At 56.3% G+C, this 17,202-nt stretch carries 19 protein-coding genes and 1 pseudogene; 12 read left to right on the forward strand and 8 right to left on the reverse strand.

All coding sequences use genetic code 11. The features are described from left to right. Positions 1 to 6 precede the first annotated feature (6 nt). Positions 7 to 1,377 carry a cystathionine beta-synthase gene (locus tag U9O48_RS09930; RefSeq protein ID WP_285155019.1) on the reverse strand — a complete coding sequence of 457 codons (1,371 nt, stop codon included), beginning with the start codon at positions 1,375 to 1,377 and terminating at the stop codon, positions 7 to 9. 398 nt (positions 1,378 to 1,775) lie between these two features. Between U9O48_RS09930 and U9O48_RS09935 the strand changes: the two genes are divergently transcribed. The 4 genes from U9O48_RS09935 to fumD all read left to right on the forward strand — a co-directional run bounded on the left by U9O48_RS09935 (position 1,776) and on the right by fumD (position 4,639). Further along, entirely contained in the window at positions 1,776 to 2,798 is a 1,023-nt protein-coding gene (locus U9O48_RS09935) for a methionine ABC transporter ATP-binding protein (protein WP_324724216.1), read from the forward strand. Continuing rightward, positions 2,791 to 3,459, forward strand: coding sequence for a methionine ABC transporter permease (locus U9O48_RS09940; RefSeq protein WP_324724217.1), 669 nt, complete (start codon positions 2,791 to 2,793; stop codon positions 3,457 to 3,459). The genes U9O48_RS09935 and U9O48_RS09940 overlap by 8 nt, the downstream gene beginning before the upstream one ends. Before the next feature lie 28 nt (positions 3,460 to 3,487). Next, entirely contained in the window at positions 3,488 to 4,300 is an 813-nt protein-coding gene (locus U9O48_RS09945; RefSeq protein ID WP_006174916.1) for a MetQ/NlpA family ABC transporter substrate-binding protein, read from the forward strand. A gap of 129 nt (positions 4,301 to 4,429) precedes the next feature. Beyond that, on the forward strand, positions 4,430 to 4,639 hold the full coding sequence (gene fumD, locus U9O48_RS09950) for a fumarate hydratase FumD (RefSeq protein WP_045401410.1): 210 nt from the start codon (positions 4,430 to 4,432) through the stop codon (positions 4,637 to 4,639). Here fumD and U9O48_RS09955 read toward each other — a convergent pair. From U9O48_RS09955 to U9O48_RS09970, 4 genes are read right to left on the reverse strand one after another with little or no spacing between them, the layout of a single operon-like run. Beyond that, positions 4,620 to 5,306 carry an ABC transporter permease subunit gene (locus tag U9O48_RS09955; RefSeq protein WP_324724219.1) on the reverse strand — a complete coding sequence of 229 codons (687 nt, stop codon included), beginning with the start codon at positions 5,304 to 5,306 and terminating at the stop codon, positions 4,620 to 4,622. The genes fumD and U9O48_RS09955 overlap by 20 nt on opposite strands. Next, positions 5,303 to 6,073, reverse strand: coding sequence for an amino acid ABC transporter permease (locus U9O48_RS09960; protein ID WP_324724394.1), 771 nt, complete (start codon positions 6,071 to 6,073; stop codon positions 5,303 to 5,305). The genes U9O48_RS09955 and U9O48_RS09960 overlap by 4 nt, the downstream gene beginning before the upstream one ends. Further along, positions 6,073 to 6,888 carry an amino acid ABC transporter ATP-binding protein gene (locus tag U9O48_RS09965; RefSeq protein WP_324724221.1) on the reverse strand — a complete coding sequence of 272 codons (816 nt, stop codon included), beginning with the start codon at positions 6,886 to 6,888 and terminating at the stop codon, positions 6,073 to 6,075. The genes U9O48_RS09960 and U9O48_RS09965 overlap by 1 nt, the downstream gene beginning before the upstream one ends. 1 nt (position 6,889) lies before the next feature. Next, positions 6,890 to 7,720, reverse strand: a complete 831-nt coding sequence (locus tag U9O48_RS09970; protein WP_285150204.1) for an ABC transporter substrate-binding protein — start codon at positions 7,718 to 7,720, stop codon at positions 6,890 to 6,892. A 244-nt stretch (positions 7,721 to 7,964) separates the two neighbouring features. Here U9O48_RS09970 and U9O48_RS09975 point away from each other — a divergent pair, with 244 nt between their 5' ends. The 4 genes from U9O48_RS09975 to U9O48_RS09990 all read left to right on the forward strand — a co-directional run bounded on the left by U9O48_RS09975 (position 7,965) and on the right by U9O48_RS09990 (position 10,760). Then, positions 7,965 to 8,132 carry a hypothetical protein gene (locus U9O48_RS09975; protein WP_165790602.1) on the forward strand — a complete coding sequence of 56 codons (168 nt, stop codon included), beginning with the start codon at positions 7,965 to 7,967 and terminating at the stop codon, positions 8,130 to 8,132. 130 nt (positions 8,133 to 8,262) lie between these two features. Further along, positions 8,263 to 9,588: a sensor histidine kinase gene (locus tag U9O48_RS09980; RefSeq protein WP_324724223.1), complete on the forward strand. Its 1,326-nt coding sequence runs from the start codon at positions 8,263 to 8,265 to the stop codon at positions 9,586 to 9,588. Further along, a complete protein-coding gene (locus U9O48_RS09985) occupies positions 9,581 to 10,192 on the forward strand; it encodes a response regulator transcription factor (RefSeq protein WP_324724224.1) in 612 nt (203 codons plus the stop codon). The genes U9O48_RS09980 and U9O48_RS09985 overlap by 8 nt, the downstream gene beginning before the upstream one ends. Positions 10,193 to 10,280: 88 nt before the next feature. After that, entirely contained in the window at positions 10,281 to 10,760 is a 480-nt protein-coding gene (locus U9O48_RS09990; protein ID WP_282491946.1) for a GlcG/HbpS family heme-binding protein, read from the forward strand. Between the two features lie 112 nt (positions 10,761 to 10,872). On the opposite strand, the gene U9O48_RS09995 is transcribed toward U9O48_RS09990, so the two are convergent. Further along, positions 10,873 to 11,013, reverse strand: a complete 141-nt coding sequence (locus tag U9O48_RS09995) for a hypothetical protein (protein WP_095281773.1) — start codon at positions 11,011 to 11,013, stop codon at positions 10,873 to 10,875. Positions 11,014 to 11,140: 127 nt separating this feature from the next. On the opposite strand from U9O48_RS09995, the gene U9O48_RS10000 reads away from it, so the two are divergent. After that, positions 11,141 to 11,923: an MBL fold metallo-hydrolase gene (locus U9O48_RS10000; RefSeq protein ID WP_324724226.1), complete on the forward strand. Its 783-nt coding sequence runs from the start codon at positions 11,141 to 11,143 to the stop codon at positions 11,921 to 11,923. Between the two features lie 71 nt (positions 11,924 to 11,994). Continuing rightward, the gene (locus U9O48_RS10005; protein ID WP_324724227.1) at positions 11,995 to 12,630 is read left to right on the forward strand and encodes a carbonic anhydrase; all 636 of its coding nucleotides are present in this window, start codon (positions 11,995 to 11,997) and stop codon (positions 12,628 to 12,630) included. A gap of 49 nt (positions 12,631 to 12,679) precedes the next feature. Here the strand turns inward: U9O48_RS10005 and U9O48_RS10010 are convergent, their stop codons facing one another. Continuing rightward, positions 12,680 to 14,290 carry an FAD-NAD(P)-binding protein gene (locus tag U9O48_RS10010; RefSeq protein WP_285150208.1) on the reverse strand — a complete coding sequence of 537 codons (1,611 nt, stop codon included), beginning with the start codon at positions 14,288 to 14,290 and terminating at the stop codon, positions 12,680 to 12,682. A 43-nt stretch (positions 14,291 to 14,333) separates the two neighbouring features. Further along, positions 14,334 to 14,540, reverse strand: a pseudogene (locus U9O48_RS10015) (helix-turn-helix domain-containing protein); the annotation flags it as partial. A 348-nt stretch (positions 14,541 to 14,888) separates the two neighbouring features. Between U9O48_RS10015 and U9O48_RS10020 the strand changes: the two are divergent. Further along, entirely contained in the window at positions 14,889 to 15,020 is a 132-nt protein-coding gene (locus U9O48_RS10020; RefSeq protein ID WP_282491924.1) for a hypothetical protein, read from the forward strand. Positions 15,021 to 15,778: 758 nt separating this feature from the next. Further along, on the forward strand, positions 15,779 to 17,101 hold the full coding sequence (locus U9O48_RS10025; protein WP_282491923.1) for a TolC family outer membrane protein: 1,323 nt from the start codon (positions 15,779 to 15,781) through the stop codon (positions 17,099 to 17,101). Positions 17,102 to 17,202: the final 101 nt, after the last annotated feature.

Consider the following 17,202-nt stretch of genomic DNA (forward strand, 5'->3'; position numbering starts at 1 on the left):
TGTTCCTTATTGTTGAAGACGGTTGCGCCAGACGGTGAGGACGTCGCTGCGCGTAATCAGGCCGAGAAAGCGATCGCGGTCGTTAATGACCGCCACCAGACCGCGGTCAAAGATCGGTTTCAGTGCGCTCTCAGAGGCGTGTTTGTCGAGCACTTCCACGTGGCGGGTCATTGCCTCGGTCACGGGTAGGGCGAAACGCTCGCCGTCCCCCGCGATATGGCTGACCAGATCCCACTCGTCGACAATGCCCACCACCTGACCATTCTCTAACACCGGCAGCTGGGAGATGTCGTACAGGCGCATGCGCGCCAGTACGGTCGCGAGGGTGTCATCCGGCGCGGCGGTGACGGTGGCGCCTTCGTCGTGCCGCAGGGCGATATAGTCTGAGAGATCGCCAGTTGGCGGGCGGGAGATCAGCCCCTGCTGGCGCATCCAGTCGTCGTTGAACATTTTCGACAGATATTTGTTCCCGCTGTCGCAGGCAAAGGTCACCACCCGTTTGGGCGTGGTTTGCGCCTGACAGTAGCGCAGCGCTGCCGCCAGCAACGTGCCGCTGGAAGAGCCCGCCAGAATGCCTTCGGTTTTCAGCAGATCGCGGGCGGTGGTGAAGGCTTCACGGTCAGTCACGCGATACGCCTGCTGTACCCCCTCGATGTGCGCCAGCGGCGGAATGAAATCCTCGCCGATGCCTTCGACCAGCCACGAACCGGCGTCATGATGACGGCCCGACTCCACCTGATCTGCCAGCACTGACCCCGCCGGGTCGGCCAGCACAAACTCCGTGTGCGGCGAATGCTGCGCAAACCACGCCTGCAGCCCACCGAGCGTACCGCCGGACCCGACGCCGACGACGATAGCGTCGATTTTTCCTTCCAGCTGTTCAAACAGCTCCGGCGCGGTGGAGGTGCTGTGCGCCAGCGGATTAGCCTCGTTATTGAACTGGTCAATATAGAAACTGCCCGGAATCTCCTGCGCCAGACGCTGCGCATAATCCTGGTAATAGGCCGGATGGCCCTTGTTGACGTCAGAGCGGGTGAGCACCACCTGAGCGCCCAGCGCGCGCAGGTGGAAAATCTTCTCGCGGCTCATTTTGTCCGGCACCACCAGCACCAGCGCGTAGCCTTTCTGCGCCGCAATCAGCGCCAGCCCCAGCCCGGTGTTGCCCGCCGTGGCTTCAATGATGGTGCCGCCCGGCGCGAGCAGCCCTTTGCGTTCGGCCTCGTTAACCATCGACAGAGCCACGCGGTCCTTAATGGATCCGCCCGGATTCTGGTTCTCGAGTTTCAAAAACAGCGAACACAGGCCGGTATCCAGCTTGTGCAGCTGGATCAGCGGCGTGCGGCCAATCAGTTCGGTGACAGAGTGATAAATCGCCATGGTCTTTTCCTTAACAGGGACATGGCTGGATGATAGGACCATGAAAATTTCTCAAGAAAGAACCTTTCACTGCCTATTAGAACGGAAAGTAATATAAATGCCTGATTTGGCAGTCAAGATAGCAAGCCGTAAAGTGCTCCAGATGTGAGGATGGCTATATAAGGACAAAATGCGGGAAAAATGACCGTTTTCGAGCCTGAGGCGCTGTCTCATATCCATTCCACAGATAATCATTGCTGAAAATAAGCTATTCGTTCTGCGCCCAGTCGCCACGCCACATATTCCTCAGAGTTATAAGACATGCGATTTTGTTCATTTAAAACCTCATAACCTCTGATTACTATCGTTTGGACATCCATACTGCTAAACCGCTATATGCGTAACGGATAAGAAAAAGAATGATAGTTCTGAGGAATATTTCGAAGGTTTTTGACAACGGAAAAGTGGCGCTTACCGCCGTGGATGACGTCAATTTGACGGTTGAGCAGGGGCAGATTTACGGGATTATCGGCTACAGCGGTGCCGGAAAAAGTACGCTGATCCGTCTGCTGAACGGGCTGGAAAAGCCGACGTCAGGCAGCGTAACCATCAGCGGTCAGGAGATCTCCTCGGCGAAAGGGGAAGAGCTGCGTCAGGCGCGTCTGAAGATCAGCATGGTGTTCCAGCACTTCAACCTGCTGTGGTCGCGCACGGTGACAGAAAACATCGCCTTCTCGATGCAAATCGCGGGCGTTCCCAAAGCCAAAATCAAAACGCGCGTCGCCGAGCTGGTGGATCTGGTGGGGCTGAAAGGCCGCGAAAATGCCTATCCGTCACAGCTCAGCGGCGGGCAGAAACAGCGCGTCGGCATCGCTCGTGCGCTGGCGAATAATCCCGATGTGCTGCTGTGCGACGAAGCCACGTCCGCGCTCGACCCGCAAACGACGGATCAGATCCTCGATCTGCTGCTCGACATTAACCGTCGTTTCAATCTCACCATCGTGCTGATCACCCACGAGATGCACGTGGTGCGCAAAATCTGCGACCGCGTGGCGGTCATGGAAAACGGCAAAGTGGTGGAAGAGGGGGACGTCCTGAGCGTCTTCACCCATCCGCATAAACCGATCACTCAGCAGTTTGTGCGCCAGGTGAGCCAGTACGCCGAAGAAGAAGCCTTTAACCCGGAGCTGGCGAACGAGCTGGAAGGGACGGTGATCCGCCTGACCTTTACCGGACACAGCACCCACAAGCCCGTCGTCGGGGAACTGACCCTGCGCTACGGCCTGCCGTTTAACATTCTGCACGGCAAAATGACGCAGACCGCACACGGCGTATTCGGCCAGCTCTGGCTGCACGTGGTGGCATCCGAAGAACAACTGAACAATATCCTCGCCGACCTGAAGCACAGCGATATTGAAGGCGAGGTGATTAAACATGCTTGAGACTCTTTTTCCGCATCTGAAATGGGACCAGCTGTGGGCCGCCACCCTGGAGACGCTCTACATGACGGCGATTTCCGGCGTCGCGACCTTTGCTCTGGGGATTGTTTTGGGTCTGGCGCTGTTTCTGACCGCGCGCGGCGGGCTGTTCCATAACCGCACGGTCTACAGCGTAATTTCAATCGTGGTGAACGTCTTTCGTTCGATTCCGTTCATCATCCTGATTGTCTTGCTGATCCCGTTCACCAAGACCATCGTCGGGACGATTCTGGGTGCTAACGCCGCGCTCCCGGCGCTGATTGTTGGTGCGGCGCCGTTCTATGCGCGTCTGGTGGAGATCGCCCTGCGCGAAGTGGACAAAGGGGTGATCGAGGCGACGCGTTCGATGGGCGCACGCCTGAGCACCTTAATTTTTCGGGTTTTACTGCCGGAATCCTCACCCGCCCTGGTATCAGGCATCACGGTCACGCTGATTGCCCTGGTGAGCTACAGCGCCATGGCGGGGGTGATTGGGGCAGGAGGTTTGGGAAATCTGGCTTATCTGGAAGGATTCCAGCGCAACCACGGTGATGTCACGCTGGTGGCAACGGTGACCATTTTGATCATCGTTTTCATTATCCAGTTCTGCGGCGACGTCATTACTTCACTGTTAGATAAACGCTAAAAACAATTAATTCACAGGAACACACATCATGAAAAAGACACTGACACTGATTGCCGCCGCAACCCTGAGCGCCCTGAGCTTTGCCTCCTGGGCGGATACGCTGACCGTCGGCGCATCCAACACCCCGCACGCTGAAATTCTGGAGCAGGCGAAACCGATTCTGGCGAAACAGGGTATCGATCTGGAGATCAAACCCTTCCAGGACTACATCCTGCCTAACACCGCGCTGGCGGGCCGTGACATCGACGCGAACTACTTCCAGCACATTCCGTATCTGAACAGCGTGCTGAAAGATCATGCGGGCGACAAAGATTACGATTTCGTCAGTGCCGGGGCGATCCACATCGAGCCGATTGGTATCTACTCCAAAAAATACAAATCCCTGAAAGATCTGCCAGAAGGCGGCAAAATCATCATGCGTGATGCGGTGTCTGAAGAAGGCCGTATTCTCTCTATCTTCGAGAAAGAGGGCGTGATTAAGCTCAAGCCAGGCATCGACAAAGTGACCGCGCGCATCAGCGACATCGTGGAAAACCCGAAAAAGCTGCAGTTCACCCCGAACGTCGAAGCCTCTCTGCTGCCGCAGATGTATAACAACGACGAAGGCGCGGCGGTGGTGATCAACGCCAACTACGCCATCGACGCGGGTCTCGACCCGGTTCATGACCCGATCGCGGTAGAAAGCGGTGAGAACAACCCATACGCGAACATCATTACCGTGCATCGCGGTGACGAGAAGAAGAAAGATATCGTCGCGCTGGTGGACGTGCTGCACTCCAAAGAGATTCAGGACTGGATCCGCACCAAATATAAAGGCGCGGTGATCCCAGTCAATAACTAAGCACGGTCGGTCCCCTCTCCCTGTGGGAGAGGGTTAGGGTGAGGGGAAACCGCGGTTTCCCCTCACCCTTTTTTGTATCCATTCTGTTAATCATTTAAGCTGCTCCTTTACAGCAATGGAGTGATAGCAATGGGCAATGTGACTAAAGACGACGCGCTTTATCAGGAAATGTGCCGGGTAGTCGGGAAGGTCGTTCTTGAGATGCGGGATTTAGGCCAGGAGCCGAAGCATATCGTCATTGCGGGCGTGCTGCGTACCGCGCTGGCGAACCAGCGCGTGAAACGCAGCGAATTGACGACAGAAGCGATGGAAACAGTGGTTAAAGCGCTCGCGGGGTAAAACGCCAGCGTTTCGCGACCTGCTCAAGACCACAGCAGAGCAGGTAATAGACCACGCCGGTAAAGATAAAAATGGCCGCCGGGTAAATCTGCACCCGGTTGTTCACCTGTCCGGCGACGGTCGTCAGCTCCGGCACATTGACAATAAAGGCCAGCGACGTATCTTTCAGCAGGCTGATAAAAATCCCCAGCAGAGACGGCAGAATATTGCGTAATACCTGCGGCAGCAGGATCAGCCACAGCGTCTGCTGCGTGCCAAACCCCTGGGTTTGCGCCGCTTCGTATTGCCCGCCGGGCAACGCCCGAAGCCCGGCCAGCACCGAGTGCATCACCGCCGCCGCGGTAAACCACGCCAGCGCCAGCGTCACGGTCAACGCGCCAGGCAGATCGCCGCCGGTCAGCAGCGGCAGCAAATACCACATCCAGAAAATCACGAAGATCAGCGGAATGCCGCGAATCAGCTCCGCCCACAGGAACAGCATTTTGCGCACGACACCCGGAAAACGCCAGGCCAGCGCGGCGAGGGCAATCCCACCCGGCATCGCCAGCGCGGCGGCGCCCAGCGCCATCAGCAGCGTCAGCAACACGCCGCCAGGTTCCCCCGCCGACATCCGGCCCCACAGCAGATAATCCAGGTTTTCAGTAATCACGTTCAGTCCGGCGATCATGCGCGCTCCCTCCCGGTGCGGATGGCCGTTGGACGCGGGCGGCGTTTCACGGTCGACGGTCCAAGTTTCACCAGCAGCAGCCCGAGCACCACGCCGGTCAGCAGATAAAGCACAGTGCCGACCGTAAAGGCCTCCAGCGCGTGGGCGTTGTAGCTCTCAATCTGCCGCACCTGATAGGTCAGCTCGGCAAAACCGATGCCGCTCGCCAGGGACGAGAGTTTCATTAAGTTCAGATACTGCCCGACGACCGGCTGCCAGGCGTTCGCCAGCCCCTGGGGCAGAAGGATGTAGCGGAACAGCCGCCAGGAAGAAAACCCCTGCGCCAGCGCCGCCTGTCGCTGTCCGGATGACACCGCCTGTAAACCCGAGGCGATCTCTTCGATCAAAAACGCCGACGTAAACACCCCCAGCCCCCAGGCGGAACAGAGAAACTCCGGGGTAAACCACCAGACGTCACCCGGCAGAATCGACCAGCTGTGATCGGCGTTGAGGTAATCGCGAAACGCGCGCGGCAGCCCGTTCCAGGCGGCGAAATACCAGAACAGCAGCTGGACCAGTAACGGCGTATTGCGAAACAGAGAGACCCACACCGCCACGAGGGCGTTGCCCGTTTTTCCGCCTGCCAGGCGCAGGAGCAAAAAAAGAATCGCGAAGACGCTGGCGATGATCATGCCTGCCAGCGTCACCCACAGCGTGGTGAGAAAACCGGATAAAATCCACTGCAAGGGCTGTCCGGAAAGCACCCCTTGCCAGTCGAGGGCGGGCATCACGGTAACTCCTGATGCAGCGGGTTGAGCACCTTTTGCAGGAACTGTCGGGCGCGCGGATGTTCCGGATGGCGGAAGAACTGCTCCGGCGGGGCGGTCTCCAGAATCAGTCCGCCGTCGATAAACACCACCCGGTCGGCGATCTCGCGGGCAAACTGCATCTCGTGGGTCACGACGATCATCGTGATGCCGCTGTGGGCGAGGGCCTTCATCACCTGCAACACCTCGCCAATCATCTCTGGATCGAGAGCCGACGTCGGCTCATCAAACAGGATGATTTGCGGCGAGGACGCCAGCGCCCGGGCAATCGCCACGCGCTGCTGCTGTCCGCCGGACAGCTCAGCCGGGTAATGCTCAGCTTTCTCCACCATCCCGACTTTATCGAGCAGCGTCAGAGCGCGCTCCTGAGCCTGCGGCGCTTTCCAGCCGTGCACATGCTCCAGCGCCAGGCTGATGTTCTGGCTGGCCGTCAGATGGGCGTAAAGATTAAATTGCTGGAACACAAATCCGACCCGGCTGCGCAGCTGGCGCAGGGCCGTGCCGGTCAGTTTGCCGGTGGGTTTGCCGTCGATGAGGATTTCGCCGCCGTTCAGCGACTCCAGCTGGTTAATCAGACGAATCAACGTGGACTTACCGGAACCGGACGGGCCGAGGATCGCCACCACTTCGCCGGGCGCGATGCTGAGGTTAATCCCTTTTAAAACCGGATGATCGCCGTAGCGTTTGACCACCTCACGGAACTCAACGCTTGCCTGGTCCAGATGTGAAAAATCCGCGGCACGGGCCGCGGAGCGTGAAAATAAACCTGAGAGCATATTACTGGGCTTCTATTTTAAAGGCGCGAGGCTGAGGTGACTGGGTTTGCGGGCCGAACCAGACGTCATAGATTTTGGCCGCGTCGCCGGTTTTCTCCAGATTGACCAGCTCGTCGTTAACCACTTTCAGCAGCGCGGTTTCGCCTTTCTTCACCCCCACGCCGATCTCCTCTTTACTCAGCAGATCCGGCAGAATTTTGAAATCGGCTTTATCCGGCGCCTGTGCCAGCAGGCCCGCCAGAATGGTGCTGTCCTGGGTAATCGCCTGCACGTTGCCGTTACGCAGGGCGGTTAACGCCAGAGGAATATCGTCATAAGAGAGCACGCGAGACTGCGGGAAACGCTGATGCAGCGCCTGCTCACCGGTGGTGCCTTTCACCGCCCCGATGCGCGCTTTGCTGTAGGCATCCAGTTTATCCGCCGATTTTGCCGGGACCAGGAACTGCTGACCGGTCACGAAATAGGGTGTGGAGAAATCGATCACCTGCGCACGCTCCGGAGTGATGGTGATGTCGGCGACGATCAGATCGGCCTTGCCCGACTGCAGCAGCGGAATGCGGTTCGCCGGGTTGGTGGCGACCAGCTCCAGCTTCACGCCGAGCTTTTTAGCCAGCGCTTTGGCGAAATCGACGTCATACCCGACGATGTCGTGGGTTTTGGCATCGATCGAGCCGAACGGCGGGTTGGCGTCAAAGGTCGCGACCTTCACCACGCCAGCGGCTTTGATATCCGCCAGCTGATCGGCCTGAGCCTGCGTCGATAAAAAGCCGCCTGCGGTCAGTAAACCCAGTGCCAGCGCCAGTCTGTGATAATGCTTTTTGTGTGTAGCCATAGTTCCCTCAAGTATCCCGTTGTTTTTGTTTTGTTCGAATACGCTCCCATAAGCGTTATGTATCGCCAAATAAGAAAATGTTCTTTGCTATATAAGAAAAGTTATTAGTGAACAGGGTGTTACGGGTAAGTGACGGGAAACGTCGCATTTGCGGATTCTGAAAATGGTCAGCTGATATTGGTATTTCCGTTAAGTCGGGTTTGGGTTTTAACTGAGTTCAGACGCAATCGAGAGGAGTCGGGCCATGCAAAACTGGGTGAATACGTTACGGCGGTTTTTTGTCGCCAAATCAGAGAGTGCGGAGAACAGCGCGCAACGTGTTATTGAATCGGTGCTGCCGATTGCCAGTCTGTATGGCGTCGATGTGGCCAACATCGACCCGGAGTGGTTCCATGACAAAACACCACGCTGAGTTACGGCGTACGCGCCTGACCTACTGGAACGAACTGTGCAGCCGATACCTGAACGTATCGGCATTTTTTTGTTCTTAATCGGTCAACCTGCTAAGGTCTAAGGCAAAAATCACCTCGCCTGAAGACCGAATGACCAGCCAAAAATTGATCCGACGAGCCCTGGTGGTGTGGATAATTCTCTGCCTGCTGAGCAGCGTCCTGCTGTATGCCGAACAGATCCGTCGCCAGTTCTGGGAGCGCGATCGCGAATTCACCGCGCTCTTCTCCGGCATCAGCGCCGTGCTGACGCAAAACGAGTCCGTGCTGCCGCTGCTCAATGGCGATGAAGACCTGACGGCGCTGCGCAAAAAATTCCCCCAGATCCTTGCCCTGGAAAAAACGCACGATCGTGCGCTGGACGCCGCGCGCGTTGAGCCGCTCGGCGACGAACAATACTGGCTCTACAACCCGTGGCGGCAGATTCGGGTACGAGTCGATCTGCGCCCGTTGCTCACGGCGGCGCATGAGTTTTCCCCTCTGCACATCAACCTGTCGGCGACTGCCTCAGAACCCTCGACCGCGTTCTGGCACTGGCAGCGCGATTTTCCCCAGCATACCCAGCCCTTCACGCTGACGGCGGATGCCGAACCGCACTGGCTGCAAATCTCCTGGGCGCTGTTCCCGCTGCTGTTCCTCGGCTGGGCGGGGATTGTCGCTGTGGGCGCGGGCGTGGTCTGGCAACGGTTGCAGCGATTAAACGCCGAGCGGCGCGCCTGGTATTATCAGCACGCGCGCCTCAACACCCTGGGGGAGATCACCGCCGGGATTGTGCACGAGATCAACCAGCCGCTGACGGCGGCCCAGACGTGGATCCAGGGCGCGCAGCGCCAGTTGGGGCAGAATAACCCTGCGGCGGTTTCCCATGCGCTCGATGCGGCGCGGGTTCAGACCCAGCGCATCGGCGAACTGCTGGCGCGCTTTCGCGAACACGTGGTGCAGGAAAAAGTCACCCTGAGCGAGGTCGATCTGGCCGAGTGCTGGCAGCACGTAGGCAATTTGCTGGAGCATGAGCGCAAAAATGAGCACATCACCGTCAGCCATCATTTCCCGCCTGAGGCCGCGCGCGTGCAGGCGGACCGGCTGTGGCTCGAACAGGTGCTGCATAATTTGCTCAGCAACGCGATTCAGGCGCAGCAGGAGAACGCGCGCGGCTGGGTGCACATCACCAGTCAGCGCCAGAACGAGGTGATAGAAATCATCATGACCGACGGCGGGCCGGGGTTCAGCCCCGAGGCGCTGGAGAATGCTTTTATGCCGTTCTACAGCGGCAGAGAAAAGGGGATTGGCCTCGGGATGACGCTCACGGAATCCCTGATGCTGCGCATGAACGGCAGTATCACGCTCGGCAACGCGCCGCAGGGCGGGGCGAAGATTGTGTTGCAACTGGAACCGGGTAAAGGAGCCGCGCATGACTAATGTGGTGTATTTGATTGACGACGACGCCGCCATCCGGGAGTCGATGGCGTTTCTGCTGTCGGGAATGAACTGGGAGGTGCAAACCTTCGCCAGCATCGAGGCGTTTACAGCGCAACATGACGCGGAAAAAGCGCTCACCGGCTGTCTGCTGCTGGACATGCGCATGCCGGGCAAAGGCGGTCTCACCTGGCTGGAGGAGGGCGCGTGGCCCTGGCCGCTGCTGCCGGTGATCATTATGACCGGACACGGCAGCGTCGATGCCTGCCGTCGCGCGTTTCACACCGGCGTGTTTGAGTTTTTCACCAAGCCGCTGGACGCCGATAAACTCATCGAAACCCTCGCCCGCGCGTTCGAAGAGAGCCAGCGCCGCATGGCCAACTGGCAGGAGCTGAAACGGGTGAAAGCGCTGTTTGAACAGCTGACGGCGCGTGAGCACGAAGTGCTCGCCGAACTGATGGAGGGGCGCAGCAATAAAGAGGTGGCGGCGCGGCTGAATCTTTCCCCCAGAACCGTCGAAGCGCACCGCGCGGCGCTGTTTGCCAAGCTCGGGGTGAGCAGCCTGGTGCAGGCGATGCGCGAATACGACAAATTGCAATCCGTATAACTACCAGGTGGCCTGCGTAATCAACCGAATATCGCTCCATCGCGCATCCCGATAGCATCGCCTTGTCTCCCACATTCGAGGAATTGCGATGAAAAAGTTCATGACGGTGGCCGCGCTGGTGGCAGGAATGGTATCGGTATCCGCTCAGGCAGATACTTTGACGCAGAAAAATATCTCTCTGACCGAGGCGAATGCCCTGGCGAGCGCGGCGATTCAGGCCTGTAGCGCCAAAAATTATCAGGTGAGCGTGACGGTGGTGGATCGCGCGGGCGTGGTGAAAGCGGTGCAGCGCACCGATAACGCCGGTCCACACACGGTGAAAGCCAGCGAGATGAAAGCCTTCACGGCGCTCAGCACCAAAAATGCCTCCGGCAAAGTGATGGAAGCCGCGCAAAGCAACGCAGGCGCGCAGAATATGCGTGATGTGCCGGGGTTCTTATTGCTGGCGGGTGGTTTGCCGGTGAAAGAGGGCGACGAAGTGATCGGTGCGATCGGTATCGGCGGTGCGCCGGGCGGTCAGTTGGATGAGGCGTGCGCGCAGCAGGCGTTGGATGGGTTGAAGAAGTAGTTCGGTGCGGGGTTATCGCCCGGTGGCGCTGCGCTTACCGGGCCTACAAAACCATCAATGGCATCGGTTTTTGTAGGCCGGGTAAGGCGAAGCCGCCACCCGGCAAAAGACCTCAAATCTTACACGCATCACCGCAATCATCGTCGGCAACAACCGCCTGCGCTTTCTTGTCTGCATCTTCCAGACGTTCCGCGTTGCGCTCTTGCGCTTCTTCCAGACCGTTAAACACCAGATTATCGAGATCAATTTCCATCATGCACCTGCTTGGTTCAGTTTTTGCTGTTGGCAGATTATAGGATAAAAAAGTCAGGGAAAGTACCTCACCGCACGTAACGCCAATCCCTGCCATACTCTTTCTCTGACGGATAAGAGGAGGGAAAATGATCACACTCTGCAAAACCTGCGGGACATCCTATGACACCACGCCCGCACGCTGCGCGATTTGCGACGATGAGCGCCAGTATGTGCCCGTCGGCGGGCAACAGTGGGTGAGTTACGACACCGTGACGCAAAGCCATACCAACAAATGGCAGCAGCTTGAGCCGGGCCTGCTAAGCCTCAAAACCGTCCCCAAATTTGCCATCAACCAGCGCGCGATCCTGCTGCAAACGCCGCACGGCAACGTGCTGTGGGACTGCATCGCCACGCTCGACCCGGCCACGCTAACGCTGATTAAGGCGCTGGGCGGACTCCAGGCCATCGCGATTTCCCATCCGCATTACTACACCACCATGCAGGACTGGGCGGCGGCGTTTGACGCTCCGGTCTATCTCCACGCCAGCGACCGGGAGTGGGTGATGCGTGACAGCCCGGCGCTCCACTTCTGGCAGGGCGATTCGCTGGATATTTTGCCCGGCGTCCGGCTACTGCGTCTGGGCGGGCACTTTGCTGGCGGCACGGTACTGCACTGGAATAACGACACCGGCGTCCTGCTCGCCGGGGATATTTTGCAGGTCACACCCGGCGCGGACCGCGTCTCCTTTATGTGGAGTTACCCGAACATGCTCCCGCTGCCCGGGTCGGCGGTGGAGGGGATCACCGATCGCCTGAAAGCGGTACCCTTCGAGCGGCTGTACGGCGCGTTCGAGGGACAAAATATCACTGAGAATGCTCATGAAATCGTCATGCAATCAGGGGAGAAATATATTTCTTGTATGAAATAAAGCGCGGTGGGTAAACTCAGGAAGCGTGATCGCTTCATGCCTAAACTAAAACAGATAAAAGAGACATTGCTATGCAACATATCATTGAAGGTTTTCTCAGCTTTCAAAAAGAGATTTTCCCGCAACGTAAAGAACTCTTCCGCAGTTTAGCGTCCAGCCAGAATCCCAAAGCGCTTTTCATCTCCTGCTCAGACAGCCGACTGGTCCCTGAACTGGTGACGCAGCAGGAGCCGGGACAGCTCTTTGTCATTCGTAATGCTGGCAACATCGTGCCGCCATTTGGTCCTGAACCGGGCGGTGTCTCTGCGACAATTGAGTACGCGGTTGTGGCGCTGGGCGTGACCGACATTGTGATCTGCGGCCACTCCAACTGCGGTGCGATGAAGGCGATTGCCGACAATGCCAATCTCGATCCGATGCCTGCGGTCTCCCACTGGCTGCGCTACTCCGATGCCGCCAAAGCGGTGGTGGAGAACAAAACCTGGGCAACGCCGACCGACAAAGTGAACGCGATGGTGCAGGAAAACGTCTTCGCCCAGCTGAGCAACATCAAAACCCATCCATCGGTGGCAGTGGGTCTGCGCAATAACGCCATCCGCCTGCACGGCTGGGTGTACGACATCGAAAGCGGCGCGATTCTGGCGCTGGATAAAGAGAGCAAAACCTTTATCTCCCTGTCTGATAATCCGCAGATTTACTTCGAGTAAACTGTTTTCAGGGCGGGAATTCACCCGCCCTGAATCGCCCCACCAGACCTTACCATTCGATCGGCGGCAACCAACGACGCGCCCGTGACGCACGTTGCGTTATCGCTTTCGCCATCGCCTCGCCAATCTCCGCGCACACCGTCAGCCCCTGAACAAAAGGCTGATCGTGCATCAGATACGGCAACGCCCCAAAGGCAATGCGCCCACGCACGCTGTCGGGCGCGAGCAGGGTGTAATCCTCGCCGACGTCCGGGATTTCATCGCCATTTTCCTGCAGCTGCTGGCGCAGGGTCGGGAACGGCAGGTCTTTCGTTTTCAGCGGCTTCTGCCCGCGGGCATCGATAAACAGATCGAATTCCACTTTTTTACCGTCGAAGACAATCTCCGTACGGTCGTCCTGCACATCCATTTCATACTCTGCGCCCAGCGCCACCACGCTGATAACTCCCGCTTCGCGCAGCGCCAGCAGACGGCGAATCGACTGGGACGGGATGGCGGCGTAGTTGTCGATGAAAATACGCGACAGCCCGGCGTCAAAGCGTTTGCGGTCCTGTCTGGTCAGATGCGGGACGATCTCCTGCACCATTTCATGCAGGCGCAAAATGGTGTAGCGCCAGGGCACCGTACGTTTGTCGCGTTTGTTGCGCTCGACTTCATCGAGATTCGACTGCGCCCAGCTGAAGGGATCGTGCTTGTGGCGCTCGGCGAAGTAGGCGTCGTGGAAGCTGTCGGCGTTAAGCGTCGGCAAATTGATGGAGGCGCTCCACTGCGGGTCGGCGAGCTCGATTTCTTCAACCATCAGGCTAAACACGCGATCCAGCAGGCCGTCCGATCCGGCGGCGATTTCCGCCTCGATCGCCTGTTCGCTCACGAGCGTTAACGGTTCGTAGGGCAGCGGGCAGTAAAAATCTGCTTCCGGCAGAATGCCCGAACGGGACATCAGAACGATGTTGAGCGCTTCGCTGCCTTTATCTAGCCTGAATTCTACCGGCTGATTTTCCGGCTCGATAAAGTCGCCGTGCTGGATGGCGACGGCCATCGCTGCGTCCAGTCCGCTAAGAGACGTACCCATAATGCCGACGCGACAGGCGTTGATTTTGGCTTCCATCAGTCCGGACCAGGGGCTCGGGAAGTACGAGCGGGTCGATTCGTCATCGTCCGGCCAGACATGCCCGGTGGCGAGTACCGCGAGATCGTAAGTCGTGGGTTCTGCCTGGCTATCCGCCCAGATGTTGACGCCCTCAGGCGTGGCTTCGAGATCCGTGACCTGGCACGATTCGTGGACCTTAATCGCAAAGCCGTTTTCTCGGGCCTGACGCACCAGCTGCACAAACTGGTCGCGGTAGTACTCGCCCAAAAGAATGCGCGGCAGGAACTGGCGGTCATGAAGCGTGGATTTCTCCACGCCGTAGCGGGCCAGATGCGCGCTGCTTTGGGTACGCAGCCAGTCGAGGTAGGTCGAAAAAAGCGGCGGAATTTCGATACTGGCAATGTTCGCCAGCATCATCCGCGAGTTGTCTTCATCGCTGTAGGGCATGCCAACACCGGCTTCGTCGCCTTGCTCGTAGAGCGTCACTGCGAGGGGTGTCTGGTTTTTCAGCAGGGAGAAGAGGGTGTAAATGCCGGTGGGTCCGGCACCGATAATCGCAATCTGTTTCATCCACATTCACCTGTTATTATTTTTTCTTCCAGAAAACAGTGGGCTAATACTTCGCCGGGAGTTTATTGATTTTCACCAGTCGGCCTTCGTCCATTTCGACGTATCCACCGGTTTTCAGCTCGGCCAGTATTTTCAGTATCCCGCTGCGGGATAAATGGGTTTTGGTCCGGATATATTTCTCCACCGTGGTACTGGCGCGAAACGCTTCGCTTTCGGTCATCAATTCCATCAGCCGGTAGCGAATAATCTCATCTTAAAGAGTATACACGCTGTCAATATAACGGGCGTGACAGCGCCCCGGAATCTTCTCATCGTGGTAAGCATAAAAATAATTTCACTTAAAACACTTAATATCTTAATGAGATAGCTTAATTCTGCCTGTCGCCTCGCTCGAATTATCAGCAATCCCCTCGTATAGTTAGTGAGCAGCAAAATGCTGCTTACCCTACCGGAGTTCCAAATGAAATCCACCATCTTAAATGTGAATAAAGAGCAGCCTAAGCAGCCGCAACAACCACAAAAACAGCCAAACGATCACGGCAAACAACAACCGAGCAAAAGTAAATAGCTTGAGTTCATCGTATTTGACGGAGGCTTTATGGCTGAACGTCCTGATTTAATTGATCCGGTCCCTGTAGATGACCCGATTCCTGGTGACGATATCCCTGAAACACCTGATGTGAATGATCCCTTGCTACCTGAAGATCCGGATGTTGTAAAACCGCTCTGACCACATCAGCAATCAAACCGCCTACGGGCGGTTTTTTTACGCCTGAAGATGAGTTGCGGTGTGCTGACGGCCGGGAGTCATCTCACTGTTGTTATGCGTGCTTTTCAGTAAAGGTGAGAAAGTATTTAAAAAACATAAACAGTTGGCTTGAAACTCAATGGCTTTGTTATCACTCTGTTTTATTTATTACATATACGATAAACCACCATTATTAACATTAATGATGGTGTTAAATGCTACTTTGAAGGTAAAGGCAGCACGCCATACTATCCGCTCGGTCATTACCCGTTGATTATTCATGAAGCAATCAGCTTAATCATAAAACTGACGATTCTTTGAAAATCTTTGTGTCAGATGAATGGCGGAATTAACTCAAAAATGTACAGGTGGGCCGGGAGGATATTTCCTTTGATAACAGCGCTTTATTATTTGAGTAAAAAACACACTTTTTACATTATGCCGAGTAAAGGGAAACATTTTTCTTGTTATTAACACGTCGTTAACATTGGAGGTGTAGTTCCACTTAAGGCATTTTGTTATGCTCCAGGTTAAATAGTACTAATGAATAAGCTCATTCTTAATTGAAATTAATCCAAAGGAAGCGGGTCTTTAATACAAGGCTGACTCTGATGTTGGGTGATAATTTCGGGATGGGATCATATGTACTTTATGCGAGTCTCTTCTACTCCCTTCGAGGTAGATAAAAGAGGTGGTCATTAAAAAACATCCTTGTGGGGGTGAAAGAGAAGGACGAAATTATGAGAAAGATACTTTTCCTCGGTTCGACACTGATATTCGCTTCAATATTAATTCCGCGAGCACTGGCCTTAAACACGCCAGTGGGAACTGCCCTTGTCCCTTCAACTTCATTAAAAGAAAGTATTCTTTTTGCGTTTGATCGCGATCCCTCAATTAGCCAGCAGGCGGCACAGATGGGGATTGGACAGGCGCAAATTGATGAAGCGCGCAGTGGATGGATGCCACAAGTTGCCCTGAATGGCAGCACGGGTCATAGTCAAACCACTGACTCCAGCGGATCGCTGAAGAATTCCGCGTCCTGGGGATTAACCCTGACGCAGCTCGTTTATGACTTCGGTAAAACGAACAGCTCGATCAACCAGACTTCATCTCAGCGCGACAGCTACCGTTATCAGCTGATGGACACGCTGTCTGACGTCGCGGAAAAAACCGCCCTGAGCTACGTTGAGGTCAAGCGTTACATGGACCTGACACAGGCGGCAGAAGAGAATGTTAAGGCGCTCAAAAATGTGCAACGCCTGGCGCAGCTGCGTTCGAATGCCGGTTTAAGCTCCAACTCGGATGAGCTCCAGACCGAGACGCGCATCGCCGGTATGCAGGCAACGGTCCAGCAATACAACGCGGCGCTTCAGAGTGCGCGGGCCAGGCTTGCGGTCCTGACGGGCGTGAACGCGACGCAGCTTTCTTCCCTGCCGCAGAGCCTGGAAAACAAGCAGGATTCGCTGGATACCATTGATTACTCGATGATTCCAAAAGTACTGGCCGCCAGCACCATGGAAACCTCCGCGCAATATGGCGTCGACCGGGCCAAATCTCAGTACTGGCCGACGGTGAGCGTCCAGGGCGGGCGAACGCGCTATGAGTCGAACAACCGTTCTTATTGGGACGATCAAATTCGACTGAACGTTGAGGCCCCTCTGTATCAGGGCGGCGCCGTCTCTGCCCGCGTGCGTCAGGCGCAGGGTGCCCGCGCAATGGCCACCTCCCAGGTGGAACAGGCGCGCTTTGATGTGCTGCAAAAAGCCTCCGTGGCCCAGGCGGACTGGACCGGTGCGCGCGGCAGAATGGAAGCCGGAAAAGTGCAGCTGCAAAATGCCTTACGCACTCGCGATATTTATAAAAATGAATACACCTTAAGCAAAAGAAGTATCAACGATTTGCTCAGCGTCGAGCAGGACGTCTGGCAGGCAACCCTGTCAAAAATAACCGCGGAATATGATGGCTGGAGTTCTGCCATTAATTATTCTTCCGCCACCAATAATTTAATGTCGCTAGTGGGGATTGATAATAACGCCGGCGTCAAAATACCCGATTTAAGTTAATACCTCGCGGTTTAACCGCAGCAATAAGTTTGGAAGTCATGGGGCTAATTCCCAGGGTTTTTTACATCCCTGCATCAGGATTACCCACAGCATTAAGTACG

The sequence above is a fragment of the Lelliottia sp. JS-SCA-14 genome (assembly GCF_035593345.1).
Classification (GTDB): domain Bacteria; phylum Pseudomonadota; class Gammaproteobacteria; order Enterobacterales; family Enterobacteriaceae; genus Enterobacter; species Enterobacter wanjuensis.